This window comes from Kitasatospora gansuensis, assembly GCF_014203705.1.
In the GTDB taxonomy this organism is placed as follows: Bacteria; Actinomycetota; Actinomycetes; order Streptomycetales; family Streptomycetaceae; genus Kitasatospora; species Kitasatospora gansuensis.
In genome coordinates, this window is sequence record NZ_JACHJR010000001.1 from 3,145,222 (window position 1) to 3,171,393 (window position 26,172).

Consider the following 26,172-nt stretch of genomic DNA (forward strand, 5'->3'; position numbering starts at 1 on the left):
CACACGGTTCGAGCCCTCCCCGGTCTTCCGGGTGAGGGCTCGAACCGTCGAGCGTCGTCCCGTCAGAGCGCAGTTCGCTCCACCGGGATCCACAGCTGGGTGTCCGACTCCGTCCAGTCCGCCGACGGTCGGGTACGCAGGATCTCGGGCCCCGGCCGACTCGCGTACGGGTTGGACGGGAACCACTGCGTGAACACGTCCCGCCACAGGTGCTGAAGCGCCTGCGGGTACGGCCCGGTGTTCTCGAAGACGGCCCACGTACCCGCCGGGACAGTAAGCACGTCAAGGTCCTCGGGTGCCTCGGCGCTGGTCACCACCGCATGCCAGTAGTCGAGTTCGCTTCCCTCCTCACGGCTGTCGGAGAGATGCGCGATCACCGAGAGGATCCCCTCCGGCTCCTGGTCGGACAGGCTCGCGATGCGCTGCACAGTCTCCGGTCCGATGCTCCGAACATGCTCGGCGATGTGCGGGTTCACCCCCTCGTGGATCAGAGGGACTGTGGCCTTCTTGCCGACGACACGGAACTCCTCCTTCTCCACGACCTGGTACTTCATGGTGCTGCTCCCTTCGATGACGAGTCGGAAGGACATCCGGGACTGGGACTGCAGAGCCGCACCGGTCCGCCTGGCCTCACCGGGACCGACACCGTGCACCGCGCGGAACGCCCGTGCGAACGCCTCGGCCGATCCGTAGCCGTACCGCGTCGCGACGTCCAGCAGCGTCCGCTCCCCCGCGAGCACCTCGGCCCCCGCGACGGTCAGCCGCCGGCGCCGGACGTACTCCGACAGCGGGATCCCGGCCAGCATGGAGAACAGCCGCCGCAAGTGGTAGTCGGACGTCAGCGCGATGCGGGCCAGCTCGGCCACATCGATCTGCTGGTCGAGATTGCCCTCGATGTGTTCCATGGCCTGGTTCAGCCGTTCCAGCACCCCGGTCTCCTTCCCTTTCGATCACTCACCCTAGGAAGTCCTCACCCTGCCGCACCCGACATCCTGTGCCCGCTTCGGTCGGGTACGAGAGACCACCGGCGGTCTCCTCACCCCCACGAATCGGAGTCGGACCAGCACCACGGCACGACCGCAGCACACTCGCCGGCCACCCGCTATGAAGCCACCGGCCAACTCGCCCTCCTACAACGGGCGCTGTGCCACTACGGGTCACATGGCAGAGCAGACTCGGCGGCACCGGCGCCAGCTACCCGATCGGCGTGGCCCGCACCGAGGGCTGACGGTCGCTCAGCACGACGAAGGCCCCGCCGGGAAACCGGCGGGGCCTTCGTCACGTACGGGGTGTCAGCCGGCGGCGTCGGCCAGCATCTTGAGCTGCTCGTAGGTCATGCCGCCCTGGTTCAGCAGCTTGATCTGGGCCTCGGGGATGCCCTTGGCCACCAGCTCCTTGACCTGGGCCGCGGTCAGCGGGGTCGCGGCGGTCTTGCCGCCGGTCGTCGCGCCGCCCTTGGCGCCCATCTTGCTGCCCATCATCGAGGTGACGATCTCCTCGAAGTCGGACATGGCGAACTTGGTCGCACCCTCCGGCGCCTTCGGGGCCTCGGCCGCGTCCTTGCTGAAGGTCATCTTGACCGGCAGGTGCGCCTCGGCCGGCAGCTTGCTGTCGATCTGGGCCAGGTCGAAGGAGAGCGCGGAGACCGAGCCGTCCTTGATGAAGACGTCCAGGCCGACCTTCTTGTCCGGGATCTCGGTCGGGGCGGCGGAAGGCAGCTCGTCGCCCATGCCCGGGATGTCCTTGAGCACCGGCCGGATGCTCTTCAGCAGGTCGTCCGCGAGGGCCTTGGCCGGAGCGGAGACGTAGACGTGGTCGGCGCCGTCCTGCTTGCCCTTGTCCTCGAAGGTGACGTTGCGGGAGAGGACGTCCTTGACGGTGTTCACCAGGCCGGAGGCGACCTTCGGGTCGACCGACGGGGCGGCCGAGGCGGCGCCCTTCTTGGCGCCGGCGGCCTTGGTGGCCTGGTCGGCGAACTCCTTGAGGGTCTTGCCCTCGATGGAGATCCACTTGCCGGAGACGGCGTCCTGGACCACCTTCGGGAAGGCCCCGGCGGCGCTCTTGAGCTCACCGGCGTCCTCGCCGGCCAGCTGGGCGATGCTGTCGACGTCGGCCTTCACGTAGAAGTTGCCGTCGACCCAGCGCAGCTCGGCGTAGCTCTTGCCGCTCTTGCCGGACAGCGCGTACGAGACGTCGAAGCCGGGGTCCTGGCCGAGCGAGTTGAGCGGGTCGGCGCCGGACTGGGCGTTCTTGAAGGCCTCGATGTCCTTGAGCGGCTTGTCCGCGCTGATCGCGACCGAGATCTTCAGCTCGGCCATCAGCTCGGCGGCCTTGCGCTCCATCGGCTTGCCCTTGGAGCTGGCGAGCTTGTCGAACGCGATGATCTCGTCGGCCGTCGCCCCGAAGGAGAGCTCGGCCTTGAAGGTCTTGCTGTCCTCGAGGTTGCCGAACGCGTCGGAGACCTTCTCGGCGGCGGACAGCTGCTTGACGGTGCCGCAGGCGGCGAGGCCGGTGGCGAGGACGACGGTGCAGGCGGTAGCGGCGACGGCCCCCCGGACCGTGCGGCGCATGGTGGTGTTGATGGTGCTCTCCCCCAGAGGCTGCGCCCTGGTGCCGTGTTACAACCGGGGCGACGAGGTTTGGCTGCTCGTGGATACGTCCCCAGACAAGCAGCTTTCACCCGCCGGGGCACCCCGATTTCACCGGTCGTGGCGGAATCGGGACGTGCCCCCTAACTTATCCGGTTCTTATGACAAGTCAGACACCCGGGGTCAGACCGCGCTGCCCGCCCGCCAGGTCGCCCAGTCCATGTTCCAGCCGTTCAGGCCGTTCGACGGATCCACCGTCTTGTCACCGGAGTTGATCACCTCGACCACGTCGCCCACGATCGAACTCGCGTAGAACTTGGCCCCGTTGGTGTTCGGATCCGAAGCACCCTTGGCATCCTTGAGCGCGATGCAGCCGTGGCTGGTGTTGGCGTTACCGAACTGCGAGTCGGGCGACCAGTAGTTGCCGTGGATGAAGGTGCCCGAGGTGGTCAGCCGCTGCGCGTGCGGGACGTCCGGGATGTTGTACTCGTCGCCCAGGCCGACCGTCGCGGAGTCCATCTTGGTCTGCTGGTACTGCTCGGAGATGACCAGCTTGCCGGCCCAGGTCTTGTGCTCGGGGGCACCGCCGATGATCGGGTAGGTCGCGGTGACCTGGCCATCGGTGGTGACCGTGAGGGTGTCGGCGGAGAGGTCGGCCACGCTGGTCTGACTGCGGCCGACGGTGAAGTTCACGTCCTTGGACTGGGTGCCGTAGACGCCCTTGGCGCCCTCCACGTCCTTCAGCCGGAGCTGCAGGGTGACCTTGGTGCCCTTCGCCCAGTACTGCTCCGGCCGGAAGTCCAGCCGGGTGCTGGAGAACCAGTGGCCGACGATCTCGACGCCCGGCTGCGCGGTCACCGTGATCGCCTGCTGGACGGCCTTCCGGTTGGTGACCGGCTTGTTGAAGTTGATCGAGACCGGCATGCCCACCCCGACGGTCGCGCCGTTCTCCGGGGTGAAGTAGCCGATGAAGGTGTTGGCCGGGGAGGCGGTGCCGAACTTGGTGTTGGCGTCCGCCTCCAGCTTGTCCGCGTCCGTCGCGACGGCCGCCACGGTGTACTTGGTGCCGCTGGTGAGCGGCCCGGTGGAGGCCCAGCTCGTCGCGTCGGCGGCGAGCTGCCCGGGTATCTCCTTGCCGTCCTCGCCGGTGAGCTTGACCGAGCCGAGCTTCCCGTCGACGACGGTGACCTTGACCGGGTCGGTGAAGGAGGCGTCCGTCACACCGTCCGCCGGGCTCACCGTGATCTTCGCGACCGAGGTCTTCGGCGAGCTGCTCGCGCCGCTGGCGGCACCGCCGCCACCGCCCTTGTCGGAGTCGCCGCTGCAGGCCGCCAGCAGGAGCACCGGCGCGCCCAGCAGGCCGCCCAGCACTCCACGTCGGGTCCAGCTGCCGCCGGGGCTGGGGCGCTGCTCTTCGGCTGACGTCACGGTGGGTCTCCCTGCTCTTCACCTGCGGGCGTTACGGATACAAACAACGCAATCCAGGACGAACCGGTTCCGTCACCAAACGGTTGAGATCGTATGAGACTACTGAAGATGCCGCCATAACGGACGAATCGCCCGCCCGGAGGAGTCCGGACGGGCGATTCGGTGGTGCGAGGGGGCGGACTACTCGGCCGGCTCGACGGAGTACTCGTCCCAGTTCTCGTCCGTCGGGTCGAACTCGGTCTGGGCGGACTCCCAGGTGGCCGAGGTCAGCTCGATGCCCGGCACCTCGCCGAGCAGCGCGACCGGGTCGATGAAGTGCGCGAGCGAACCGGACGGGTCCACCTCGATCGCCTCCACCGACTGGGTGCGCTCCTCGTCGTCCAGGTACTCGTCGCTCTGGACCTGGGCCAGGGCGGCGGCCTTCAGGGCCTGCTCGTCGGTGATCTCGGCGATGATCTCGATGCTGAGGCGTACGTAACGCGGGGCGTCCTGCTCGGGCAGGTCAGTGCTGGTCATGTGTGCGAGCGTAGGCGAGTCGCGCCGCTCCCGGAAAACAGGGAGGGCCGGCCCCCGGAAACCGGGGACCGGCCCTGCCGTCTCCGTCGGACTCCCCCACCCGGGAGTCACGGAGACGCGCCTCGCGGCGCGGTAGGTGCCGCAGGAGCCGCCGCACCCTGACTCCGGTCGAGACCGTTGCCAGGGGCGGGACGACGGCAGCCCCTACGGGCGGACACGGTGGGCCGGGTCAGGGCCGACCGACGTGTCCGTGGTGACCGCGGTGCCGGGGAGCCGCTCCCGACTGTTGCTGTCACCATGCTCGGCGTCTTGCCGTGAGACATACATTGCCCGAGCCGTGTTAACCGCGTGATGCGCGGAGGTGACGCCGGTGTACCACTTCGTCGGAAGACGAATCCTCACAGCTCAGACACACCAGGCGGCCTGACGACGGGTCAGTGACCGGCCCGGCTGGCCAGGAAGGCCAGCAGGTCGTGGCTGGTCACGATGCCCTGCGGCTTGCCCTCGACCAGCACCACGGCGGCGTCGTCCTTCTCCAGTACGGTCATCAGACTGGTGACCGTCTCGCCGGAGCCGACCACCGGCAGCGGCTTGGACATCACGCTCTCCAGGCTGTCGGTGAGCGCGATCCGCTGGGTGAACAGGCCCTCCAGCAGCTCCCGCTCGACCACCGAGCCGATCACCTCACCCGCCATGATGTCGGGGTGCCCGGCGCCCGGGGAGACCACCGGCATCTGCGAGACGCCGAAGTCCCGCAGCACCCGGACGGCCTCGGCGACCGTCTCGCTCGGGTGCATGTGGACGAACTGCGGGATGCCCCCGTGCTCGATCGCGTCCTTGCGGGCCAGCACCTCGCCGATGTGCGCCTCGTCGGTCCCGGACGGCAGGAAGCCGTAGTCGGCCATCCAGTCGTCGTTGAAGATCTTCGACAGGTAGCCGCGGCCGCCGTCGGGCAGGATCACCACGACCACGTCGTCCGGGCCGAGCTGCTTGGCCACCTCCAGCGCGGCCACCACGGCCATCCCGCAGGAGCCGCCGACCAGCAGGCCCTCCTCCTTGGCGAGGCGGCGGGTCATCTGGAACGAGTCCTTGTCGGAGACCGCGACGATCCCGTCCGCCACGTTCCGGTCGTAGGCGGTCGGCCAGAAGTCCTCGCCGACGCCCTCGACCAGGTACGGGCGGCCGGTGCCGCCGGAGTAGACCGAGCCCTCGGGGTCGGCGCCGATCACCTTGACCGCGCCGCCGGAGACCTCCTTGAGGTAGCCGCCGGTGCCGGAGATGGTGCCGCCGGTGCCGACGCCGGCGACCAGGTGGGTGATCTTCCCCTCGGTCTGCTCCCAGAGCTCGGGGCCGGTCGAGTGGTAGTGCGAGGCCGGGTTGTCCGGGTTGGAGTACTGGTCCGGCTTCCAGGCGTTCGGGGTCTCCCGGACCAGGCGGTCGGAGACGTTGTAATAGGAGTCCGGGTGCTCGGGGGCGACCGCGGTCGGACAGACCACCACCTCGGCGCCGTAGGCCCGGAGCGTGTTGATCTTGTCGGTGGAGACCTTGTCCGGACAGACGAAGATGCAGTGGTAGCCCTTCTGCTGGGCCACGATCGCCAGACCGACACCGGTGTTGCCCGAGGTGGGCTCGACGATCGTGCCGCCCGGCTTGAGGGCGCCGGACGCCTCGGCGGCCTCGATCATGCGCATCGCGATGCGGTCCTTGATCGACCCCCCGGGGTTGAAGTACTCGACCTTCGCCAGCACGGTGGCGCTGATCCCCTCGGTGACCTTGTTGAGCTTCACCAGAGGTGTGTTGCCGACCAGGTCGATGATCGAATTGTGGTACCGCACGGGGGTCCTCCCGGTCTGGGGCACTACGACAGTTATGGGTACTTCAAAGCCTAGGGCGTCTCAAGGGGTGGACGTGCACCCACGGGGCGTCCGATTCGACCGGTTCCCTTCCCGCACGTTCACCCACCGGATGGACGATCCGCCCCGATAGGCCCCCGGATCGGTGGGTACCTAACAGGAACAGAGCACTGGCGGCGCCCCGGGAGGGGCCAGGTGAAGGGGGACCGGGGTGGCAGCGTCAGAGGTGTCACGGGCCCGGGTGGCCCGGAAGATCGCCACGGCGGCCGCGTACGGGGGCGGCGGTCTCGGTCTGCTCGGGGTCGGGCTGATCGGCCTGCTGGTGACCGAGAGCAAGCTGGCGGTCCGCGCGGTCGGCCTGCTGGAGGGCGACCCGCCGCCCGCGGACGGGGTGTACGGGGCGGCCTTCGCCGACCCCGCGAGCGACCAGCCGCCGCTGGTGCTCGCCTTCCTGGGTGACTCGACGGCGGCCGGGCTCGGCGTGACCAAGGGCGAGGAGACCCCCGGCGCGCTGCTGGCCACCGGGCTCGCCTCGGTGGCCGAGCGCCGGGTCAGGCTGGTGAACGTGGCCCGGTCCGGCGCGCAGTCCGTCGAGCTGGCCGGCCAGCTCGAGCTGGCCCTGCCGCACCGCCCCGAACTGGCCGTGATCATCGTCGGCGCCAACGACGTGACCAAGCACACCGCCGCCCCGGTGGCGGTCCGTCAACTCGGCGAGACCGTACGGGCGTTGCGGGCGGCCGGCTGCCAGGTGGTGGTCGGCACCTGCCCGGATCTGGGCACCATCAAGCCGGTCCGGCCGCCGCTGCGCTGGGTGGCCAGGCGGCTCAGCCGGCAGCTGGCGACCGCCCAGACCATCGCGGTGGTGGAGCAGGGCGGCCGGACGGTGTCGCTCGGCTCGCTGCTCGGCCCGGAGTTCGCGGCCCGCCCGGAAATGTTCGCGGCCGACCGCTACCACCCGTCCGCGCAAGGCTACGCGACCGCCGCGATGGCACTGCTGCCCTCGCTCTGCGCCGCGCTGGACCTCTGGCCGGAGGAGTCGGGCCCGCGGATCGAGGCCGAGCAGGTGCTGCCGATGGCGGTCGCGGCGGCCGCGGCGGCCGGGCGGTCCGGCACCGAGGTGGCCGCCGCCGAGCGGCTCGGCGACCTCGGCCGCCGCTGGGCGCAGGTCAAACTGCGGCTGCGACTCGGCCTGCCGGACAGCTCCGAGAGCGTCCCCGAGGCGGGGTCGGCGAACTCACACACGGGAACGGGTGACGTCCGGGCTACTTAGCGGTAACTTTCCTCCCGGGCTGCCCGCTTGACCCGGAGTACGGTCATAAGTGAACGCCCACTAGCCCGGACACCCAGAGGAGCCCGCCATGCCCGAAGCCGTCATCGTCAGCGCCGCCCGTTCGCCGATCGGCCGGGCCTTCAAGGGCTCCCTCAAGGACATCCGGCCGGACGACCTGACCGCGCAGATCATCGGCGCCGCGCTGGCCAAGCTCCCCGAGCTGGACCCGCGCGACATCGAGGACCTGATGCTCGGCTGCGGCCTGCCCGGCGGCGAGCAGGGCCACAACCTGGCCCGGATCATCGCGGTCCAGATGGGCATGGACTACCTGCCCGGCGCCACCATCACCCGGTACTGCTCCTCCTCGCTGCAGACCACCCGGATGGCACTGCACGCGATCAAGGCGGGCGAGGGCGACATCTTCATCTCGGCCGGCGTCGAGACCGTCTCGCGCAGCATCAACGGCACCTCGGACGGCATGCCGGGCACCCAGAACCCGCTGTTCGGCGACGCGGTGGCGCGGACCGCCGACCGGGCCGCCAAGGGCGGCGGCGAGTGGCACGACCCGCGCGAGGACGGCCTGCTGCCGGACGCGTACATCGCGATGGGCCAGACCGCCGAGAACCTGGCCGCGCTCAAGGGCATCACCCGGGCCGAGCAGGACGAGTTCGGGGTCCGCTCGCAGAACCTGGCCGAGGCCGCCATCAAGTCCGGCTTCTGGGCCCGCGAGATCACCCCCGTCACGCTGCCCGACGGCACCGTGGTGAGCACCGACGACGGCCCGCGCGCCGGGGTCACCCTGGACGCGGTCTCCGGCCTGAAGCCGGTGTTCCGCCCGGACGGCACCGTTACCGCCGGTAACTGCTGCCCGCTGAACGACGGCGCCGCCGCCCTGGTGATCATGTCCGACACCAAGGCCCGCGAGCTCGGCCTGACCCCGCTCGCCCGGGTGGTCTCCACCGGGGTCAGCGGCCTCTCCCCCGAGATCATGGGCTACGGCCCGGTCGAGGCCAGCCGCCAGGCGCTCAAGCGGGCCGGGCTGACCATCGACGACATCGACCTGGTGGAGATCAACGAGGCCTTCGCGGCCCAGGTCATCCCGTCCTACCGGGACTTGGGCATCCCGCTGGAGAAGCTGAACGTGAACGGCGGCGCGATCGCGGTCGGCCACCCGTTCGGCATGACCGGTGCCCGCCTCACCACCACCCTGATCAACTCGCTGCAGTGGCACGACAAGCAGTTCGGTCTGGAGACCATGTGCGTCGGCGGCGGCCAGGGCATGGCGATGGTGATCGAGCGACTCAGCTGAGTGACCGAGCGGGTCTGAACCACCCGTTCGGAGTGACCCTGTGTGACTGAGGGCCGGATCACATCGCGATCGTGATCCGGCCCTCCGCATGCCCTTTCCGGCCCGTTTTGTCGACGCCCCGAAGTCGGTCAACTCCGCTGCGTAGAACGGCACTACCTAACAATTTGAGGACAAGGCAGAAAGTCCCGGACAAATCGGACATCTGCCACTGCAGTAACTCGCCCCCATGCGGCAGTGTGGAGACGTAACCCCGTTCCGCTCCTCGCTAGGAGTACGTTCCGTGAGCGCCGTGTACATCTCCCTGCTGCTGGTCCTGATCGCCCTCTGCACCGCTGTGTTGCTGCAGCTGCGCAGCCTGACCCGTCGGCTCGCCGTCCCGTCCGAAACCTCAACTGCCGCCGCCCCGGCACCGGTTGACGAAGCCGTGATCCGCCGTGCGGTCAACGAGGCGCTGGCCGCCGACCGTGAGCGGGAGATAGCCGAGGCCCGGGCGTTCTGGGCCGAGCAGGAGGCCAGGGCGGCCGAGGACGCCCCGCTCTTCGACTCCCCCTTCACCAGCGCCGGGCTGAGCGCTGCCGAGGAGTGGCCGCTGTTCTTCCCGCGGCCGACCGGCCCGCAGGACGCGGCCGACCACTCCGGCACGATGGACCCGGAGTTCGGCGAGGCGCTGCGCTCCGCGTTGGAGGACCTGATCAACGAGGACGGCGGCACCCCGGCCCGCCCGGCCTCCGCCGGCCACCCCTCCGCCGGTCACCCCTCGGGCGGCCACCCCGCCGGCGCCGGTGAGACCGGCGAGGCCCGCGCCCGCCGCGAGGCCGACCTGCTGGCCACCGGCCTGGAGGCCGGACTGCTCGACACCGAGCCCGCCCAGGGCGCCGAGCCGGTGGCCGCGCCCGACCCGCGCCGGCACCCCTCGCACCCCGACTTCGTACCGAGCCAGGCACCGTCCCGCGAGTGGACCGACACCCGGCTGGCCTCGCTGGCCGAGGAGGCCGTCGCGCTCACCGACGTCCGGCCCGGCCCGCTCGGCACCCTGGACGTGTACGCCTTCGCCGACGGCACCACGCTCTGCGTCGCCCCCGGTGACCGGGAGGCGGCCTACCGGCTGATCGACGCCGTCCGGGCCGGTGAGGACGTCCGTCTGCTCGGCGGCTCGCGGTTCTCCGGCTCGTACTCGCTGACCTTCTCCACCGACGAGGAGACCGTCTACGTGCTGGCTGACCGGGTGGTCGCCAGCATCTGATCCACCGCGTCCGATCCACCGCGCCGAAGGCCGGTCGAGTCCCTGGGGTTACCGACTCGACCGGCCTTCGGCGTGCCCGGCCGTACTCAGGCGGTCAGTTCGTCGACGCTGCGGACCTCGGCCGCCGCCTCGGCCAGCGTCGGGGCGTCCGCCACCGCCGCCAGCTCCCGCCCGGCGACCGCGAGTTGGTCCCCGGCCGCGAAGGCCCCGGCGTCCGGGAACGGGCGGTCCCGCTCCCCCGCCGCCGCCAGCGCCCGGCCGGCCAGCCGGGCCGCCAGCGCGTGCACGGCGGCGGCCCGGCTCGGGTACCCGGGCACCGGCCCGAGCAGCCGGCTCTGCGGCATCGAACGGAAGCGGTCGGCCAGCCGGTCCACGGCGGTCAGCAAGGTCTGAGGGTCTGCCATGCCGCGAGCCTAGGGCCTCTCTTGCTGCGGAAACGCCGGAGGCGCGGCGGACCGGGTGGTCCGCCGCGCCTCCGAAGTGCGGGTGGTGACTAGTCGTCGCCGCGCAGGATCGCGATCAGCCGGAGCATCTCCAGGTAGATCCAGACCAGCGAGACGGTCAGCCCGAAGGCCGCCCGCCAGGACTCCTGCTGCGGGGCGCCGCCCTGGATGCCCGCCTCGATCTCGGCGAAGTCCAGCGAGAGGAAGAAGGCGCCGAGCGCGATGCCGACGATGCCGACCAGGATGCCGAGCGGGCCCGAGCGCAGGCCCATGTCGGCGCCGAACATCGAGGCCACCATGTTGACCAGCATCAGCAGCACGAAGCCCATCGCGATCGCGATGCCGATCCTGGTGTAGCGCGGGGTGACCCGGATCCGGCCGGACTTGTAGGCGATCAGCATCGCCGCGAAGACCGCCGCCGTGCCGAGCACCGCCTGGATCGCGATGCCCTCCCAGATCGTGTCGAAGGCGTGGCTGATGGCGCCGAGGAAGAAGCCCTCCAGCGCCGCGTAGGCGATGATCAGCGGCGCGCTGACGCTGCGCTTGAAGCTGATCACCATGCCGACCACGAAGGCCGCCAGGGCCGCGACCACGGCCGGGCCGAAGTTGGCGGCCGGCAGCGCGAACCAGGCGATCGCGCCGGACGCCACCAGCGTGAGCAGGGTGAGCGCGGTCCGGGCGACCACGTCGTCCATGGTCATCCGGCCGGTCTGCAGCGGGCCGGCCGACGGCGCCTGGTACATCTCGACCAGCTGCTCGTCCGTCAGCTGACCGCCCTGCGGCTGAGCGTAGGGGTTGTTGCCGTACGGGTTGCCCGCGTTCGGGGCCCCGGCCTGCGGCTGGCCCGTGTGGAACCCCGCGTAGCCGGTGCCGTTGTCGCGGGTGAAGGAGCCCTCCCGCGAGAAGACCGGGTTGCTGCTTCTCATGTCATTCCCTCCGGGGCGGCGTGGTGCCACCCGCACCGCTCCAGGGTAATGCCTTGGCAAAGGGATCAGCCTACGCCGCGAGGATGATCCCTCGGGCCGGAACGGCGCGGATTCTCGCGGTCGGACGACGCGGCGCGGAGTGGTGCCCGGGGCCGGACTCGAACCGGCACGGCCTCGCGGCCAAGCAGTTTTAAGCTGCCCGTGTCTGCGTTCCACCACCCGGGCGGGTACCCCATCCGCCCCTGTGCGGGCTACCCCCGAGACTAGTCGCCCGGTGCGCCCTTTCGCACACTCTCCGCCAGCTAATTTGTCATGTTTCCTTGCCATCTGACGAATCGTCGGTGATTCGGCCACACCCCGATCCGGAATCGGCCACGCCCCCACCGTCAGGGGTTGTGTCATACCGCAGGAGGAGGTAGCCCGGCCCCGTGTACGCCCAGCGGCGGTGCTGCCAACCGTCCCCGGGAGCGACGAATTCCATGATCATCCAGCGGAGGATGGGGTAGCGGTCGGTGTTCTGCGCACCGATCGCCCACACCCTTTCCGCACGCCCCGTCCGCAAGGAGTCCCCCCGTGACCACCACGACCGCATCCGCCGTCAAGACCGGCCAGGCGGCCGCCCGAGCCACCGGCCTGAACAAGGTCTACGGAGAGGGCGAGACCCGGGTGGTCGCGCTGGACAACGTCAGCGTGGCGTTCCCGCAGGGCCAGTTCACCGCGATCATGGGCCCGTCCGGCTCGGGCAAGTCGACGCTGATGCACTGCATGGCGGGCCTCGACACGGTCTCCTCCGGCTCCTCGATGATCGGCGACACCGAGCTGGTCGGGCTGCGTGACAAGCAGCTCACCAAGCTCCGCCGGGACCACATCGGCTTCGTCTTCCAGGCCTTCAACCTGCTGCCCACGCTGACCGCACTGGAGAACATCACGCTCCCGATGGACATCGCCGGCCGCAAGGTCGACAAGGCCTGGCTCGACCGGGTGGTCGAGACGGTCGGGCTCTCCGGCCGGCTCTCGCACCGCCCCTCGCAGCTCTCCGGCGGCCAGCAGCAGCGCGTCGCCTGCGCCCGCGCGCTGGCCTCCAAGCCGGACATCGTCTTCGCCGACGAGCCCACCGGCAACCTCGACTCCCGCTCCGGCGCGGAGATCCTCTCCTTCCTCCGCAACTCGGTCCGCGAGCTCGGCCAGACCGTCGTGATGGTCACCCACGACCCGGTCGCCGCCTCCTACGCGGACCGCGTGATCTTCCTCGCCGACGGCCGCATCGTCGACGAGCTGGCCAACCCCACCGCCGACAGCGTCCTGGACCGGATGCGCCGCTTCGACGCCAAGGGCCGTACGAGCTGACGCTCCGCCACCCTCCGGCCCGAACCCGACTCCCCCCAGGACACCCCATGTTCCGCACCGCACTGCGCAATGTGCTGGCCCACAAGGGCCGACTCCTCATGACGGCGCTGGCCGTCATGCTCGGCACGGCCTTCGTGGCCGGCACCATGGTCTTCTCCGACACGCTCGGCCAGGCCATGAAGAACAGCTACTCCAAGAGCTACTCGGACGTCTCCGTCCTGGTCACCGACAACGCCGCCGGTTCCGGCGCCACCGCCCGGGACCGGAGCGCCGGCGGCAAGACCGAGCTGACCAAGGCGACGGTCGACAAGATCGCCGCGCTGCCCGGCACCGCCAAGGCGCAGGGCGTGGTGGGCGGCTTCACCGGGGTGGCCGACCGCAAGGGCGTGCTGATCGGCGAGGCCTTCCAGGCCCGCGGCTCGAACTTCAGCCCGGACGCCACCGGTCAGGACAGCCGCTACCCGATGGCGGAGGGCCGCGGCCCTCAGAAGTCCGGCGAGATCGCGCTGGACCAGGAGACCGCGAGCAGGGGCGGTTACAAGGTCGGCGACAGCGTCCGGATCGCCGGCAACGGCCCGGCCGTGGACGCCAAACTGACCGGCGTCTTCACCACCGACGACCCGCAGGTCACCTCCGGCGGCACGCTCACCCTGATGGACACCGCGAGCGCGCAGCAGTTCCTGCTGACCCCGGGTCAGTTCAGCACCATCACCGTGCAGGCCAAGCCCGGCGTGGCGCAGAGCGCGCTGAGCACCGAGGTGCTGACCACGCTGCCGCAGGGCACCCAGTTCGTCGTCGAGACCGGTGAGCAGCTGACCGCCGAGCAGACCAAGATGATCTCCGCGGGCATGGCCGGCATGAAGACCATGCTGCTCGCCTTCGCCGGGATCTCGCTGTTCGTCGGCATCTTCATCATCGCCAACACCTTCACCATGCTGGTCGCCCAGCGCACCAAGGAGCTGGCGCTGCTCCGCGCGGTCGGCGCCGGGCGCTGGCAGGTCACCAAGTCGGTGCTGATCGAGGCCCTGGTGATCGGCGTGACCGCCTCGGTGGCCGGCCTGCTGGCCGGTATCGGGATCGGCGCCGGGATGCAGTCGCTGATCCACGCGCTGTCCTCCGGCATGCCCACCGGTTCGCTGGTGGTCGCCCCGGTGACCGTCGCGGTCGCCCTGGTGGTCGGTGTGCTGGTGACCGTGCTGTCCGCCGTGCTGCCCGCCGTCCGGGCCTCCCGGGTCGCCCCGGTGGCCGCGATGAGCAGCGGTGACCAGCCCTCCACCCAGAAGAGCCTGCTGATCCGGAACATCATCGGTTCGGTGGTCGCGGCCGGCGGCTTCGCGCTGATCCTCGGCGGCGCCGCGACCGGCGGGGAGAACGGCCGGTACCTGATCGGCGGCGGTGCCCCGTTCGCGATGATCGGCATCTTCATCCTGCTGCCGCTGCTCTCCCGCCCGGTGATCGCCCTGGTCGGCCCGCTGCTGGCCCGGCTGTTCGGCACCCCCGGCAAGCTGGCCCGCCGTAACGCGGTCCGCAACCCGCGCCGGACGGCCACCACCGCCGCCGCGCTGACCATCGGTCTGACCCTGGTCTCCGCGATGACGGTGCTCGGCGCCTCGGTCAGCGGCGCGGTCGACCGGATCGTCACCAAGGGCATGGTCGCGGACTACAACGTGACCACCGCCAACCGGATGGGCATGTCGCCCGAGCTGGCCGCGGACGTGGCCAAGGCCCCCGGCGTGGCCGCCTCCAGCCCGCTGACCAACGTCTACTGGGAGCTGAACGGCCGGACCAGCGCGATCAGCGGCGTCGACGCCAAGAGCCTGGACAAGCTGCTCGACCTCACCATGGACAGCGGCTCGGCCAAGGCCCTGAGCCAGGGTCAGATCCTGGTCAGCAGCGAGCGGGCGAAGAGCGCCGGCCTCGCGGTCGGCAGCGCCGTCCAGGTCGCCTACGGCGACGGCAGCACCGGCACGGTCACCGTCGGCGGCGTCTTCCAGCCGATCGACCTGCTCTCCGGCACGGTGATGTCCAACGAGGAGATCACCAAGCACGGCAAGGAGGACGTCGACATCCGCGACGTCCTGGTCCGCGGCACGGACGGTGCCACGGCGGCCCTCCAGCAGTCCATCAAGGACGCCACCGGCAAGAACCCGGTGATCGAGGTGAAGAGCCAGGAGGACATGAAGGAGGAGTTCAGCAAGATCATCTCCTTCGCGCTGAACATGATGTACGGCCTGCTGGCCATGTCCGTCCTGGTCGCGGTCCTCGGCGTGATCAACACCCTGGCCATGTCGGTCTTCGAGCGGAAGAGGGAGATCGGGATGCTGCGGGCGATCGGTCTGGACCGGAGCGGGATCAAGCGGATGGTCCGGCTGGAGTCGGTGGTGATCTCGCTGTTCGGCGCGACCATCGGCGTCCTGCTCGGCGTCTTCCTGGCCTGGGCGGTGAACGACACCCTGGGCTCCAGCATCCCGGGCCTGGTCACCGAGCTGCCGTACGGTCAGCTGCTGCTCTTCCTGCTGCTGGCCGGCCTGGTCGGCCTGGTGGCCGCGCTCTGGCCCGCCCGCCGGGCGTCCAAGCTGGACATCCTGGAGAGCATCAAGACCGACTGACGGTCCGTGGAACGCAGCGGGCCCCACCGGGAGGGTTTCCGGTGGGGCCCGCTCTTGCTTCGCTCTAACTGCTGTACTCCGCCCGGTCGCACGGCCGGCTGAGCACCACGGAGGTCGTGGTCCGGCGACGCTGCCGGGCGGAGAGCCTCCGACTCATACCCCGGGTCGTCCCGGGGCCAGTCGTCCTACTTGCTGCTCGCGAGCTCCTTCACAGGCTCGGCCGGAGCGGCGACGGCCGCCGGCTTCGGCGCGGGGGCCGCGGCCTCCTGGAACGCCTCGAACGGCTTCTCCATCTCGGCCAGACCCACGGTCTCGCGCTTGAGGAACATCGCCAGCGTCCAGTCGGTGAAGACCCGGACCTTGCGGTTCATGGTCGGCACCCGGCTGCCGTGGTACAGGCGGTGGAACCACCAGGCCGGACGGCCCTTCAGCTTGTACTTGCCGAAGAGGATCGCCACGCCCTTGTGCAGGCCGAGACCGGCCACCGCACCGAGGTTCTTGTGCTTGTACTCGGCCTGCGGGAAGCCCCGCATGCCCGAGATCACGTTGTCGGCGAGCACGATGGCCTGACGGACCGCGTGCTGCGCGTTCGGCGGGCACCAGGCGCCGTCGCCGACCGCGAGGTCGGGCACCTGGGCGTTGTCGCCGGCCGCCCAGACATAGTCGAAGCCCTGGACCTGGAGGGTCGGGGCGGTGTCCACGTGACCGCGCGGGCCGAGCGGCAGACCGAAGTGGTTGAGGATCGGGTTGGGCTTGACGCCGGCCGTCCACACGATGGTGGAGGCGTCCGCCTCGACGCCGTTCTTCAGCATCACGTGCTGGTCGACGCAGGAGTCCATCGAGGTCTCGATGTAGATCTCGATGTTGCGCTCTTCGAGCTTCTCCTTGGTCCACAGACCGAGGTCCGGGCCCATCTCCGGGAGGATGCGGTTGGCCGCCTCCACCAGGATGAAGCGCATGTCGTCACGGCTGACGGTCTTGTAGATCTTCGCCGCGTCCCGGGCCATGTCCTCGACCTCGGCGATGGTCTCGACGCCGGCGAAGCCGCCGCCGATCACCACGAAGGTCAGGGCCTTGCGGCGGATCGCCTCGTCCGTGGTGGACTCGGCCTTGTCCAGCTGCGCCATGACGTGGTTGCGGAGGCTGATCGCCTCTTCGACCGTCTTCATGCCGATGCCGTGCTCGGCCAGGCCGGGGATCGGGAAGGTGCGGGAGACCGAGCCGGTGGCCACGACGAGGTAGTCGAAGGGCAGCTCGTACGCGTCGCCCGCCGCGGGGTGAATGGTGGCGACCTTGCGGGCGTGGTCCACAGCGGTCACGTGACCGGTGAGCACCTCCGCCTTCTTGAGGGCGCTGCGCAGCGGGGCAACGAGGTTGCGAGGCGCGACGTTGCCGCCGGCCGCCTCGGGGAGGAAGGGCAGGTACGTCATGTACGACCGCGGGTCGACGACCGTGACGGTCGCTTCGCCGTAGCGCATCTTCTTGAGGATGCGCATCGCGGCATACAGGCCGACGTAACCACCGCCGACGATCAGGATGCGAGGACGCTCCGTGGTGCTCATATCCGAAAGTATCCACCCCCGATTGGGGGCACCTTCGTGAGGCCCGTCACAAGCCTCTGGACAGCACCTGCTACACTGCCCGGCCACACTTCCCCGGCCGATCCGTCACCTCACACCGCCGAAACGACCGGTGTGCGTCGGCCCGTCGGCAGGGGGGCTCTGAGCAGCAACGATCCCGGCGTTGAGCGGGTTCCCGCACTGGTGTTTCGATTCCATCACCGGTCCCGAAACCTGCCTGCGATCCGATGGACACCCACTGGAGTCGACCTTCGGTCCCGCATTCCGGACGGAGCGGGCATCGGAGTGCGACGAATGACTGGATCGCCATGTGAAGAAATTCACGAAGTTTCTCGCGGCACGCCGTGCAGCACGCGGCCCCGGGTGCCACAGCGGCGTCCCGGGGCCGTCCGGACGGGGTCCGGCAGGGGCTCGAAGAGGGTCGGTCAGGAGACCAGGCTCCAGGCGATCCCGTCCAGGATGTCGTGCTCGCTCACCACCAGCTCGGTGGCACCGGTCCGCTCCATGATCTCCAGCAGCACCAGGGCGCCCGCCCCGATCACGTCCACCCGGCCCGGGTGCATCACCGGGATCGCGGCGCGCTGCTCGTGCGTCATGGTCAGCAGCCGGCCGGTCACCTCGCGGACCTGGTCCACCGTCAGCCGGGCGTGGTGGATGACCTCGGAGTCGTACGAGGCCAGCTCCAGCGCGATGCCCGCCACCGTGGTGACGGTGCCCGCCAGGCCGACCAGGGTGGCGGCGGTGGTCAGCGGGACGGCCTCGGCCGCCACGTCCAGCGCGGCCCGGACGTCGGCCTTGGCGCGGGAGATCTGGCCGAGCTCGGGCAGCTCGGACCCGGCGAAGTGCCGCTCCGTCAGCCGGACGCAGCCGATGTCCACCGAGCGGGCCGCCTCGACGTCCTTGCCGCCGAGCACGAACTCGGTCGAGCCGCCGCCCAGGTCGAACACCAGGTACGGGGAAGGGAACTGACCACCGGTCAGCTCCTTGGTGGCGCCGGTGAAGGACAGCCGGGCCTCCTCGTCACCACTCACCACGACCGGCTCGACACCGAGGATCTCGCGCACCCCGGCGACGTACTCGGCGCTGTTCTCGGCGTCCCGGGAGGCGCTGGTGGCGACGAACCGCAGCCGGTCCGGGCCGACCCCGTACTCGGCCAGCACCGCGGCGTACTCGCGGCAGGCCGCGAAGGTGCGCTCCAGGGCCTCGGGCGCCAGCCGGCCGGTCCGGTCGACGTCCTGGCCGAGGCGGTTGATCACCATCCGGCGGTCCAGGTCGGTGATCTCGCCGGTTTCGGGGTCGAGGTCGGCGACCAGCAGGCGGATCGAGTTGGTGCCGCAGTCGATCGCGCCGACCCTGGTGACGGTCACTCCGACTCCCCCGTCTGCTCGGCCTCGGCCTCGGCCTCGGCGCGCTTGGCCGCGCGCTCGGCGGCCAGCTGCTCCTTGGCGGCGATCACGGCCGCGTGGTCCTGGGCCTTGGCCCGGTTCCTGGCCACCCGGCCACCGGCCGCCTCGACCTCCTCCGGCGAGACACAGGGGCCCTTGGCCCACCAGTCCTCCAGCATCCCGATCGCCTCGTCGCCGAGCGGGTTGACCCCGGGGCCCGCCGCCAGCGAGTGACCGACCAGCACGTGCAGGCACTTCACCCGGTCCGGCATGCCACCGGCGCTCGGGAAGCCCTCCAGCACCTCGATGGCGTCCCGGCGCGCGATGTAGTCCTCGTGCGCCTTCTGGTACGCCGCCGCCAGCTCCGGGTCCTCGGCCAGCCGGGCGGTCTGATCCTTCATCACCCCGTCCGCCTCCAGGGTGCCGATCAGCGAGGCGGCCTTGGGGCAGGTCAGGTAGTACAGGGTGGGGAACGGCGTGCCGTCCGGCAGCCGGGGCGCGGTCTCCACCACGTCGGGGTTGCCGCACGGGCAGCGGTGCGCCACCCCGCGCAGGCCGCGCGGGACGCGGCCGAGCTGGGCCGCGATCGCGGCGACGTCCTGGTCCGGGACGGTCGGGTTCTCAGTCATGGGGTGTGCTGCCTCTAGCGTTGTGCGGAGGTGGAGTCGGCCTGGTCGACCGAGTCCCAGACGCTGGCGTACCAGGGCTGGGCGGCCTTGGCCTGCGGGGCTGACCCCGCGTCGGCCGAGGAGGACTTGGTGCTCGGCGGGTTCGGGTCCACCGAGATGAAGGGGGTCTCGCCGGGCATCGCGTAGTGCAGCCGCTCGCGGCCCTGCGCCTTCACGAACTCCGGGTCCTGCCAGCGGGCGCGCTCCCGGCGGAGCTGCTCGACCTGCTGCCTGGCGTGCTCGGCCTTCGCCCGCTGGGCGGAGATGTCCGAGCGCTGCGAGATGAACTGCCGGGTCGGGTAGGCGAGGATCGCCACCAGCGAGCAGAGTACGAGCACCAGGACGGTGGCCCGGCTGGTGAAGCGCGGTCGCGCCGCCAAGCCCGGAATCTTCCACATCGCTGGTACCCCTCCTGATCACATGCCGGTGCCCCGGCCCTCCACCCTACGGGGTGGGAGCCGGGGCACCGGTTCGTTCAGCTCTGTGTCAGCCCTCGTGCTTGCTGTGCCAACTACTCCGCGGAGCGGAACCGGGGGAAGGCACCACGGCCGGCGTACTCCGCGGCGTCGTCGAGGATCTCCTCGATGCGCAGCAGCTGGTTGTACTTGGCGACGCGCTCGGAGCGGGCCGGGGCACCGGTCTTGATCTGGCCGCAGTTGGTGGCGACGGCGAGGTCGGCGATGGTGACGTCCTCGGTCTCGCCGGAGCGGTGCGACATCATGCAGCGGTAGCCGTTGCGCTGGGCCAGCTCGACGGCGTCCAGGGTCTCGGTCAGCGAACCGATCTGGTTGACCTTCACCAGCATCGCGTTGGCGGTGCCGGTCTCGATGCCACGGGCCAGGCGGACCGGGTTGGTGACGAACAGGTCGTCACCGACCAGCTGGACCTTGTCGCCCAGCTCGTCGGTCATGGCCTTCCAGCCGTCCCAGTCCTGCTCGTCCAGCGGGTCCTCGATCGAGACCAGCGGGTACGCGGCGACCAGCTCGGCGTAGTACGCGATCAGCTCGGCGGAGGAGAGCGCCTTGCCCTCGAACTGGTAGGCGCCGTCCTTGAAGAACTCGGAGGCGGCGACGTCCAGCGCGAGCGCGACGTCCTTGCCCGGGGTGTAGCCGGCCTTCTTGATGGCCTCGACGATGAGGTCGAGCGCCTCACGGTTGGAGTCGAGGTTCGGCGCGAAGCCGCCCTCGTCGCCCAGACCGGTGGAGAGGCCGCGCTCCTTCAGCACGCCCTTGAGCGTGTGGTAGACCTCGACGCCCCAGCGGACGGCCTCGGAGAAGGACTCCGCGCCGATCGGCGCGATCATGAACTCCTGGATGTCGACGTTGGAGTCGGCGTGCGACCCACCGTTGAGGATGTTCATCATCGGGACGGGCAGCACGTGCGCGTTCGGGCCACCGAGGTAGCGGAACAGCGGCAGGTCGCTGGCCTCGGAGGCGGCGTGCGCCACGGCGAGCGAGACGCCGAGGATCGCGTTGGCGCCGAGCGAGGACTTGTCCGGGGTGGCGTCCAGGTCGAGCATGGCCTGGTCGATCAGCCGCTGCTCGGTGGCGTCGTAGCCGACCAGCTCCGGGCCGATCTGCTCGATGACGGCCAGCACGGCCTTCTCGACGCCCTTGCCGAAGTAGCGGTTCTTGTCGCCGTCGCGCAGCTCGAGAGCCTCGAAGGCGCCGGTGGAAGCACCCGACGGGACGGCGGCACGGCCGGTGCTGCCGTCGTCCAGACCGACCTCGACCTCAACCGTGGGGTTGCCACGGGAGTCGAGAATCTCACGGGCTACGACGACATCAATGGACGGCACGAGGCATCTCCTTGACGGAAGCGGGATGTGTTGTCGTTACGACCAGAGCCTAACCGCACCGGAGCCCGGGGCCACGCTGCCCTTGGTCCCGTCTCACCGTGTGGCCCGGCTACTCATCGGTAGTTCACCTGAATGACCGCAAACGGGGCCGTACCACCCGGAAGCGGTACGGCCCCTGCTGACGGAGTGTCGCGTCAGCCGAGCTTGAGCACCTGGCCCGGCAGGATCAGGTCGGGGTCGCCACCGATGGTGGACCGGTTGGCCTGGTAGACCTGCTGCCAGTCCTGGCCGTGCGCGGCGGCGATGTCCGAGAGCGTGTCGCCGGACTTGACGGTGTATCCGCCGGTGGCGGGCGCCGGGGCGGCGTGCTTCGGGGTGCTGACCTTCGGCGCGTCCACCTTCGGGGTGGCGGGCTTCGGCGCGGTCTGCTGCTTCGGCGCGGCGGCCTTCGGGGTGGCCTTCGGCGCGGTGGCGCGGGTCTCCGAGCGGGAGGCCTGGCCGGCCGAGGTGTCGACCTGGGCGGGCGAACCACCCTTGCTCAGACCGGCCTTGACGGAGCAGACCGGCCAGGCGCCGGGGCCCTGCGAGGCGAGCACCTTCTCGGCGACGGCGATCTGCTGGCCCTTGCTGGCCTGGTTGGCCTGCGGGGCGTAGGACTGGCCGCCGAACGCCTTCCAGGTGCTCGGGGTGAACTGCAGGCCGCCGTAGAAGCCGTTGCCGGTGTTGATGCTCCAGTTGCCGCCGCTCTCGCACTGGGCGACCTTGTCCCAGGTGTCGACCGGGGCGGCGTGCGCGCCGGTGGCGCTCAGCAGCGGAAGTGCGAGGCCGACGCCCGCGACACCCGCGACGGCGATGACCTTCTCGGCCTGCGTACGACGACGATGACGGCCCGAACCGGTGAAGAGCATGAAGAAGTCCCTCTCCGCACGCCTGCGAGGTGAGCTGTCGGGTTCGGACCGGGAGGTGGCCCGGCCGCCACTGCTGGCGGCTTCACCCCAAGCCGTGGGGGACGGCGACGTACGTGGGTCCCCCGCCCCTGCCCAAGGGTCTGGTCGGTGTCCCGGCGGCGCGGCGGGCAGGATTCGGCGTTCCGCGCTCGGGGTTCGCAGCTGCGAACAGGAGGGAGAGTAAGCAGATGACCAGATGGATCACAAGCTTATGTCGAACAGATCACACAGAAATCACGCTGCGCGTCCAGTCGTCCACAAACCGTACTGGTATGTCCGGGTTGATGCGTACTCAGATCACGACTGATCAGATCTGACCGACACGCCGTCAGCGCGGGTCGGTGATCTCCGGCGTGAACGACACCGGCAACTCCCGCAGCCCGCGCATGATCAGACCACCCCGCCAGCGCAGCTCGTCCGGCTCGGCGGCGAGTTGGAGGTCGGGCAGCCGGGTGAGCAGCGTGGCCAGGGCGAATTGGCCCTCCAGCCGGGCCAGCGGGGCGCCGATGCAGTAGTGGATGCCGTGCCCGAAACCCAGGTGCGGATTGTCCTTGCGGGCGAGGTCCAGGGTGTTCTCCGCGGCGAACCTGGCCGGGTCGCGGTCGGCCGCCGCCAGCACCACCAACACCGGGTCCCCGACCGGGATATCCACCCCGCCGATGGTCAGCGGCTCGGTGGCGAACCGCCAGGTGGCCAGCTCCACCGGCCCGTCGTAGCGCAGCAGTTCCTCCACCGCCGTGGCCAGCAGCTCGGTCTCGCCGCGCTGCACCGACTCCTGCAGCAGGGCGCGCTGCACCGGGTTGCGCAGCAGCGCGTAGGTGCCGTTGCCGATCAGGTTGATGGTGGTCTCGAAGCCGGCGAACAGCAGGATGAAGGCCATCGCCGCGGCCTCGTTCTCGGTCAGGTGCTCACCGTGGTCACTGGCCCGGATCAGACCGGAGATCAGATCGTCGCCCAGGTCGGCCCGCTTACGGTGGATCAGCTCCAGCAGGTACGTCCGGATCTTCTTCACCGCCCGGCCCACCCCGCCGCGCTGGCCGCCGTGGTGGCGGATCATCGCGCCCGCCCAGTCCCGCAGGTCGTCCTGGTCCTCCGGCGGCACGCCGAGCAGGTCGCAGATCGCGTAGATGGGGAGCGGGAAGGCGAACTCGTGGATCAGGTCGGCCGAACCGCGGGCCGCGAAGTCGTCGATCAGCCGGTCCGTCAGCTGCTGCACCCGCGGCTCGAACTCGGCCACCCGGCGCGGCGTGAACGCCTTCGACACCAGCCGCCGCAGCCGGGTGTGGTCCGGCGGGTCGATGTTCAGCAGATGCGTCATCAGATCCGCCTGCCGCTCACCCGGGATGCCCACCCGCCCGGTCTTGTGCGCCTGCCCGCTGTGGTGCGCCGGGTTCTTCGACAGCCGCCCGTCCGCCAACGCCTGCCGGGCGTCCGCGTACCGGGTGACCAGCCACGCCTCCACCCCGCTGGGCAGCGTGGTGCGGTGCACCGGTGCGTGCTCGCGCAGCCACGCGTACGCGGGGTAGGGGTCGGCGGCGAACTCCCAGGTGAAGAGTTCCGGCTGGGGGTTTCGGTACGTGTCCGGCATGTCGTGCACCGTAACCTGCCAGGACAGGAGTGAGCTGGGTCACCTGGCGGGTAATTGCTCTTGCGGAGGATCGTGGCGTGCTTACGATCCTCCGATACGGTCTCGGTGGACGCCGGTGCGGCGTGCTCCACCGGGCGTAGCTCTCAGGGAGGAGCAGGCCATGCGGGTAGCCGGGGCAGTAGTGGTCATCGCGGTGCTCGAAGGCGGTTCAGGTATCGGCCTGGCCCGCCGGTTCTCGGCGGCCGGCGCCGCCGGCATGCTGATCGCCGACCAACGCCCCGGAGTGGCCGAGGACCTCGCCACCGAACTCGACCGGCCCGGCTGCCCCGTGGTCGGCGTCAGCGGCGACGCCCGGCAGCCCAGCGACGTCGCGGCGCTGGTGGCCACCGCCGCGAAGCACCTCGGCCCGATCGACCTGTTCTGCGTGGCCGGCCCCGACGGCGAACGCATCCTCCCGCTCGCCGAACTCCCCGACCACCTCGACCCGCTGGCCGAGCTCCTCGCCCAGATCGGCGACGCCATCAGCGAGGTCATTCCGCGTCAGCGGGGCGTGCACATTTCCCACTGAGCTTCGGAAGACAGGGGCTCGGGGAACTGCGAGGAGATCTGGCGTGCGGGGCAAAATGCAAAGTGCCTGACCACCTATGCACGGATCACCTTTTCCGAGGTCGGCGTCGCAGTTCCCCGAGCCCCTGGCCGTAGACACTCAGCTCTCGGCGGAGCGGATCTCGTCGCGGTAGGCGCGAGCCGCGGCTCGGAGCGCCGCGTCGATGTCCACGTCAGCGTCGTAGGCCCGTTGGGCGACCGCGAGGAGCAGGCGGCCGGCCGACTCCTGGGTGAGCTCTTCCGGGAGGGCGTACGGGGCGTCGGGGACGGCGGTGAAGCCGGCCCGGCGGACCCGGGAGACCAGTTTGGCCGCGTAGGCCAGGGCGGGGAGCCCGGCGGGGACACCGTCCAGGAGCGAGTCGCGCTGCTTCTCGGCGGCCTTGAGCTGCTCCCAGTTGGCCTCGACCTGGGCGGATTCGGTGGCCTCGACGTCACCGAAGACGTGCGGGTGGCGGTACATCAGCTTCTCCACGATGTCGCCTGCGACGTCGTCGATGGAGAACGGGTCCTCGGCGTCCTCCTCGGCGATCCGGGAGTGGAAGAAGACCTGGAGCAGCACGTCGCCGAGCTCCTCGCGGAAGGTCTCGCGGTCGCCGTCCTCGATCGCCTCGACCAGTTCGAAGGTCTCCTCGACCAGGTACTTCACCAGCGAGTCGTGGGTCTGCTCGGCGTCCCAGGGGCAGCCGCCGGGCGAGCGGAGCCGGTCCATCACCGAGGCCAGGTCGAGCAGTCGGGCACCCGGCAGGTCGTAGGAGCCGGGCAGCACCTCGATCTCGGGGACCCGGCCGGCCTCCTCGACGGCGATCCGGGCCAGCGCATCGGTCAGCCCCGGGTCGCCGTCGATGCTGCCGAGCCACACCACGGTGCCCTCGGTGCCGGTGAGCAGCCGGGCCAGCGCCGGGGCGGTGCCGCGCTCGACGAGTTCCACCTCGACCCCGGACTGGCGTACGGCGGGCAGTTGGGGGTGGTCCGGGTCCGCGGCGAGGACCCGGGCCGCCCCGTGCAGTGCCTGCCAGGCGGGCCAGGAGAGCAGGCCGGGGGCGACCCGGTGGGTGGTGGTGAGCAGGATCAGCTTCGGAGTGTCCACGCCTCGAACTTAGACCCTCCGGCAATTGGGGGGTGGGTGAAGGAGCGGCGTTGGGGTGCGTGCCTCGGCGGCGCCGAGGAGGAAGTCCATGCGGAGCATCGGCGACCGACGAGAAGCCGGCGAAGGGCCACTCCTGCCCGATGCCGGGCAAGGAGGGCGCGTGCCCCGGCGACGCGACGCCGCCCACCAAGCGCCGGAGGGTCTTGACGCCTCGGTGGATCAGGCCGTGGTGGCGGCGGGCTGCCGGAGCCAGTCGGAGACGGTGTTGGTGAGGCCGATCTGCTTGACGTCCCAGCGGCCGTAGCGCGGGTTGACCTCGATCCGCAGCTTGGTCCCGGCGTCGGTGAGGGCGGCCCGGACCACCGCGTCGCCCTCGGCGCTGCGGGCGTCCTTGCCCTGGGCGGCGGCGAGCTTCTGGATGCCCAACTGCTGGCGGTAGAAGGCGGAGACCTCGGCGGCCGGGACGCTCTGCTTGAACAGCAGCTCGCGCTGGAGCTCGGCGACGCCGCCGAGCAGCTTGGCCTCGCTCTCCCTGGCCTCGTCGATCTCCCCGTCGGTGACGGTGAGTCGGCGGTCCGCCAGTGCCTTGTCCACCACCTGGTTGAGCACCAGCTCGGCGACCGTACGCCGGACCAGTCCGGCCCGTTCGGTGGTCCGCCGACCGCCCGACTCGGCCGCCACCGCGTCCCGCAGGCCGGTCACCCTGGACTCGACCGCCGCGATGGTGATCTGCTCACCGCCGACCACGGCCGCCGACCCCTGGTGGGGTGCCCCACTGCCACAGGCGGCCAGGGCGGCCCCGGCGAGCAGGACGCCGACGGCGGTTCGGCCGTGGCGGAGCGCGGTGCGGGTGCGGATCACGTGGGGCTCCCGGGAGTTGTGGGGTGCGCGAGGTTCTCCTGACGGTGCTCAGTCTCCAAGCTCCGGGGCGTTTGGCCAAGGGTGTCGACGCGGGCCAAAAGGCTTCTTTCCCCGGCTTTC

At 70.5% G+C, this 26,172-nt stretch carries 21 protein-coding genes, 1 tRNA gene, 1 pseudogene and 1 riboswitch; of the genes and pseudogenes, 6 read left to right on the plus strand and 17 right to left on the minus strand.

What is annotated here, in order from left to right:
- Positions 1-62 precede the first annotated feature (62 nt).
- The 5 genes from F4556_RS13795 to F4556_RS13815 form a co-directional block, all read right to left on the minus strand.
- Positions 63-929 (minus strand): AraC family transcriptional regulator, encoded by an 867-nt coding sequence (locus F4556_RS13795; protein ID WP_184914897.1) that lies wholly within the window; start codon positions 927-929, stop codon positions 63-65.
- A 363-nt stretch (positions 930-1,292) separates the two neighbouring features.
- On the minus strand, positions 1,293-2,570 hold the full coding sequence (locus tag F4556_RS13800; protein ID WP_184914900.1) for a hypothetical protein: 1,278 nt from the start codon (positions 2,568-2,570) through the stop codon (positions 1,293-1,295).
- Positions 2,571-2,771: 201 nt separating this feature from the next.
- Positions 2,772-4,016 carry a L,D-transpeptidase gene (locus F4556_RS13805; protein WP_184914903.1) on the minus strand — a complete coding sequence of 415 codons (1,245 nt, stop codon included), beginning with the start codon at positions 4,014-4,016 and terminating at the stop codon, positions 2,772-2,774.
- A 180-nt stretch (positions 4,017-4,196) separates the two neighbouring features.
- A complete protein-coding gene (locus tag F4556_RS13810) occupies positions 4,197-4,532 on the minus strand; it encodes a hypothetical protein (protein ID WP_184914906.1) in 336 nt (111 codons plus the stop codon).
- Positions 4,533-4,966: 434 nt separating this feature from the next.
- Positions 4,967-6,367: a cystathionine beta-synthase gene (locus tag F4556_RS13815; protein ID WP_184914908.1), complete on the minus strand. Its 1,401-nt coding sequence runs from the start codon at positions 6,365-6,367 to the stop codon at positions 4,967-4,969.
- A 229-nt stretch (positions 6,368-6,596) separates the two neighbouring features.
- Here F4556_RS13815 and F4556_RS13820 point away from each other — a divergent pair, with 229 nt between their 5' ends.
- The 3 genes from F4556_RS13820 (at position 6,597) to F4556_RS13830 (ending at position 10,207) form a co-directional block, all read left to right on the plus strand.
- Positions 6,597-7,655, plus strand: a complete 1,059-nt coding sequence (locus F4556_RS13820; RefSeq protein ID WP_313068296.1) for an SGNH/GDSL hydrolase family protein — start codon at positions 6,597-6,599, stop codon at positions 7,653-7,655.
- Positions 7,656-7,743: 88 nt separating this feature from the next.
- Complete coding sequence (locus F4556_RS13825) at positions 7,744-8,964, plus strand: acetyl-CoA C-acetyltransferase (protein WP_184914912.1); 1,221 nt, start codon at positions 7,744-7,746, stop codon at positions 8,962-8,964.
- Between the two features lie 280 nt (positions 8,965-9,244).
- Positions 9,245-10,207 (plus strand): hypothetical protein, encoded by a 963-nt coding sequence (locus F4556_RS13830; RefSeq protein ID WP_184914914.1) that lies wholly within the window; start codon positions 9,245-9,247, stop codon positions 10,205-10,207.
- A gap of 86 nt (positions 10,208-10,293) precedes the next feature.
- On the opposite strand, the gene F4556_RS13835 is transcribed toward F4556_RS13830, so the two are convergent.
- The 3 genes from F4556_RS13835 to F4556_RS13845 form a co-directional block, all read right to left on the minus strand.
- Complete coding sequence (locus F4556_RS13835; protein ID WP_184914916.1) at positions 10,294-10,611, minus strand: hypothetical protein; 318 nt, start codon at positions 10,609-10,611, stop codon at positions 10,294-10,296.
- A gap of 89 nt (positions 10,612-10,700) precedes the next feature.
- Entirely contained in the window at positions 10,701-11,576 is an 876-nt protein-coding gene (locus tag F4556_RS13840; protein WP_184914919.1) for a Bax inhibitor-1/YccA family protein, read from the minus strand.
- Positions 11,577-11,716: 140 nt separating this feature from the next.
- A tRNA-Leu gene (locus F4556_RS13845) sits at positions 11,717-11,801 on the minus strand.
- A gap of 348 nt (positions 11,802-12,149) precedes the next feature.
- On the opposite strand from F4556_RS13845, the gene F4556_RS13850 reads away from it, so the two are divergent.
- Together F4556_RS13850 and F4556_RS13855 are read left to right on the plus strand one after the other, a co-directional pair.
- On the plus strand, positions 12,150-12,923 hold the full coding sequence (locus F4556_RS13850) for an ABC transporter ATP-binding protein (protein ID WP_184914921.1): 774 nt from the start codon (positions 12,150-12,152) through the stop codon (positions 12,921-12,923).
- Positions 12,924-12,970: 47 nt separating this feature from the next.
- Positions 12,971-15,532: an ABC transporter permease gene (locus tag F4556_RS13855; RefSeq protein ID WP_184914924.1), complete on the plus strand. Its 2,562-nt coding sequence runs from the start codon at positions 12,971-12,973 to the stop codon at positions 15,530-15,532.
- Between the two features lie 185 nt (positions 15,533-15,717).
- On the opposite strand, the gene F4556_RS13860 is transcribed toward F4556_RS13855, so the two are convergent.
- The 7 genes and pseudogenes from F4556_RS13860 to F4556_RS13890 form a co-directional block, all read right to left on the minus strand.
- Positions 15,718-17,094 carry an NAD(P)/FAD-dependent oxidoreductase gene (locus tag F4556_RS13860; RefSeq protein WP_184914927.1) on the minus strand — a complete coding sequence of 459 codons (1,377 nt, stop codon included), beginning with the start codon at positions 17,092-17,094 and terminating at the stop codon, positions 15,718-15,720.
- A 443-nt stretch (positions 17,095-17,537) separates the two neighbouring features.
- Positions 17,538-18,479 (minus strand): Ppx/GppA phosphatase family protein, encoded by a 942-nt coding sequence (locus F4556_RS13865; protein WP_184914930.1) that lies wholly within the window; start codon positions 18,477-18,479, stop codon positions 17,538-17,540.
- Positions 18,480-18,634: 155 nt separating this feature from the next.
- Positions 18,635-19,126 (minus strand): annotated as a pseudogene (locus F4556_RS13870) (DUF501 domain-containing protein); the annotation flags it as partial.
- A 14-nt stretch (positions 19,127-19,140) separates the two neighbouring features.
- Positions 19,141-19,563 (minus strand): FtsB family cell division protein, encoded by a 423-nt coding sequence (locus F4556_RS13875; RefSeq protein WP_184914936.1) that lies wholly within the window; start codon positions 19,561-19,563, stop codon positions 19,141-19,143.
- 113 nt (positions 19,564-19,676) lie between these two features.
- The gene (gene eno / locus F4556_RS13880) at positions 19,677-20,963 is read right to left on the minus strand and encodes a phosphopyruvate hydratase (RefSeq protein WP_184914939.1); all 1,287 of its coding nucleotides are present in this window, start codon (positions 20,961-20,963) and stop codon (positions 19,677-19,679) included.
- A 194-nt stretch (positions 20,964-21,157) separates the two neighbouring features.
- A complete protein-coding gene (locus F4556_RS13885; protein WP_184914941.1) occupies positions 21,158-21,871 on the minus strand; it encodes a LysM peptidoglycan-binding domain-containing protein in 714 nt (237 codons plus the stop codon).
- Between the two features lie 5 nt (positions 21,872-21,876).
- Positions 21,877-22,027: riboswitch (cyclic di-AMP (ydaO/yuaA leader) on the minus strand.
- Positions 22,028-22,238: 211 nt separating this feature from the next.
- Positions 22,239-23,498: a cytochrome P450 family protein gene (locus F4556_RS13890; protein ID WP_184914944.1), complete on the minus strand. Its 1,260-nt coding sequence runs from the start codon at positions 23,496-23,498 to the stop codon at positions 22,239-22,241.
- 160 nt (positions 23,499-23,658) lie between these two features.
- Here F4556_RS13890 and F4556_RS13895 point away from each other — a divergent pair, with 160 nt between their 5' ends.
- Positions 23,659-24,066 (plus strand): SDR family NAD(P)-dependent oxidoreductase, encoded by a 408-nt coding sequence (locus F4556_RS13895; RefSeq protein WP_184914947.1) that lies wholly within the window; start codon positions 23,659-23,661, stop codon positions 24,064-24,066.
- A 138-nt stretch (positions 24,067-24,204) separates the two neighbouring features.
- Here the strand turns inward: F4556_RS13895 and F4556_RS13900 are convergent, their stop codons facing one another.
- Together F4556_RS13900 and F4556_RS13905 are read right to left on the minus strand one after the other, a co-directional pair.
- Positions 24,205-25,191 carry a nucleoside triphosphate pyrophosphohydrolase gene (locus F4556_RS13900; RefSeq protein WP_184914950.1) on the minus strand — a complete coding sequence of 329 codons (987 nt, stop codon included), beginning with the start codon at positions 25,189-25,191 and terminating at the stop codon, positions 24,205-24,207.
- Positions 25,192-25,410: 219 nt separating this feature from the next.
- On the minus strand, positions 25,411-26,052 hold the full coding sequence (locus F4556_RS13905; protein WP_184914952.1) for a SurA N-terminal domain-containing protein: 642 nt from the start codon (positions 26,050-26,052) through the stop codon (positions 25,411-25,413).
- Positions 26,053-26,172: the final 120 nt, after the last annotated feature.

What these genes read in the sequence shown, in the direction of transcription:
- F4556_RS13800 (WP_184914900.1), bottom strand. Translation starts at nt 2,570, where the DNA reads ATGCGCCGCACGGTCCGGGGGGCCGTCGCCGCTACCGCCTGCACCGTC.
- F4556_RS13810 (WP_184914906.1), bottom strand. Translation starts at nt 4,532, where the DNA reads ATGACCAGCACTGACCTGCCCGAGCAGGACGCCCCGCGTTACGTACGC.
- F4556_RS13825 (WP_184914912.1), top strand. Translation starts at nt 7,744, where the DNA reads ATGCCCGAAGCCGTCATCGTCAGCGCCGCCCGTTCGCCGATCGGCCGG.
- F4556_RS13835 (WP_184914916.1), bottom strand. Translation starts at nt 10,611, where the DNA reads ATGGCAGACCCTCAGACCTTGCTGACCGCCGTGGACCGGCTGGCCGAC.
- F4556_RS13840 (WP_184914919.1), bottom strand. Translation starts at nt 11,576, where the DNA reads ATGAGAAGCAGCAACCCGGTCTTCTCGCGGGAGGGCTCCTTCACCCGC.
- F4556_RS13855 (WP_184914924.1), top strand. Translation starts at nt 12,971, where the DNA reads ATGTTCCGCACCGCACTGCGCAATGTGCTGGCCCACAAGGGCCGACTC.
- F4556_RS13860 (WP_184914927.1), bottom strand. Translation starts at nt 17,094, where the DNA reads ATGAGCACCACGGAGCGTCCTCGCATCCTGATCGTCGGCGGTGGTTAC.
- F4556_RS13875 (WP_184914936.1), bottom strand. Translation starts at nt 19,563, where the DNA reads ATGTGGAAGATTCCGGGCTTGGCGGCGCGACCGCGCTTCACCAGCCGG.
- F4556_RS13885 (WP_184914941.1), bottom strand. Translation starts at nt 21,871, where the DNA reads ATGCTCTTCACCGGTTCGGGCCGTCATCGTCGTCGTACGCAGGCCGAG.
- F4556_RS13890 (WP_184914944.1), bottom strand. Translation starts at nt 23,498, where the DNA reads ATGCCGGACACGTACCGAAACCCCCAGCCGGAACTCTTCACCTGGGAG.
- F4556_RS13895 (WP_184914947.1), top strand. Translation starts at nt 23,659, where the DNA reads ATGCGGGTAGCCGGGGCAGTAGTGGTCATCGCGGTGCTCGAAGGCGGT.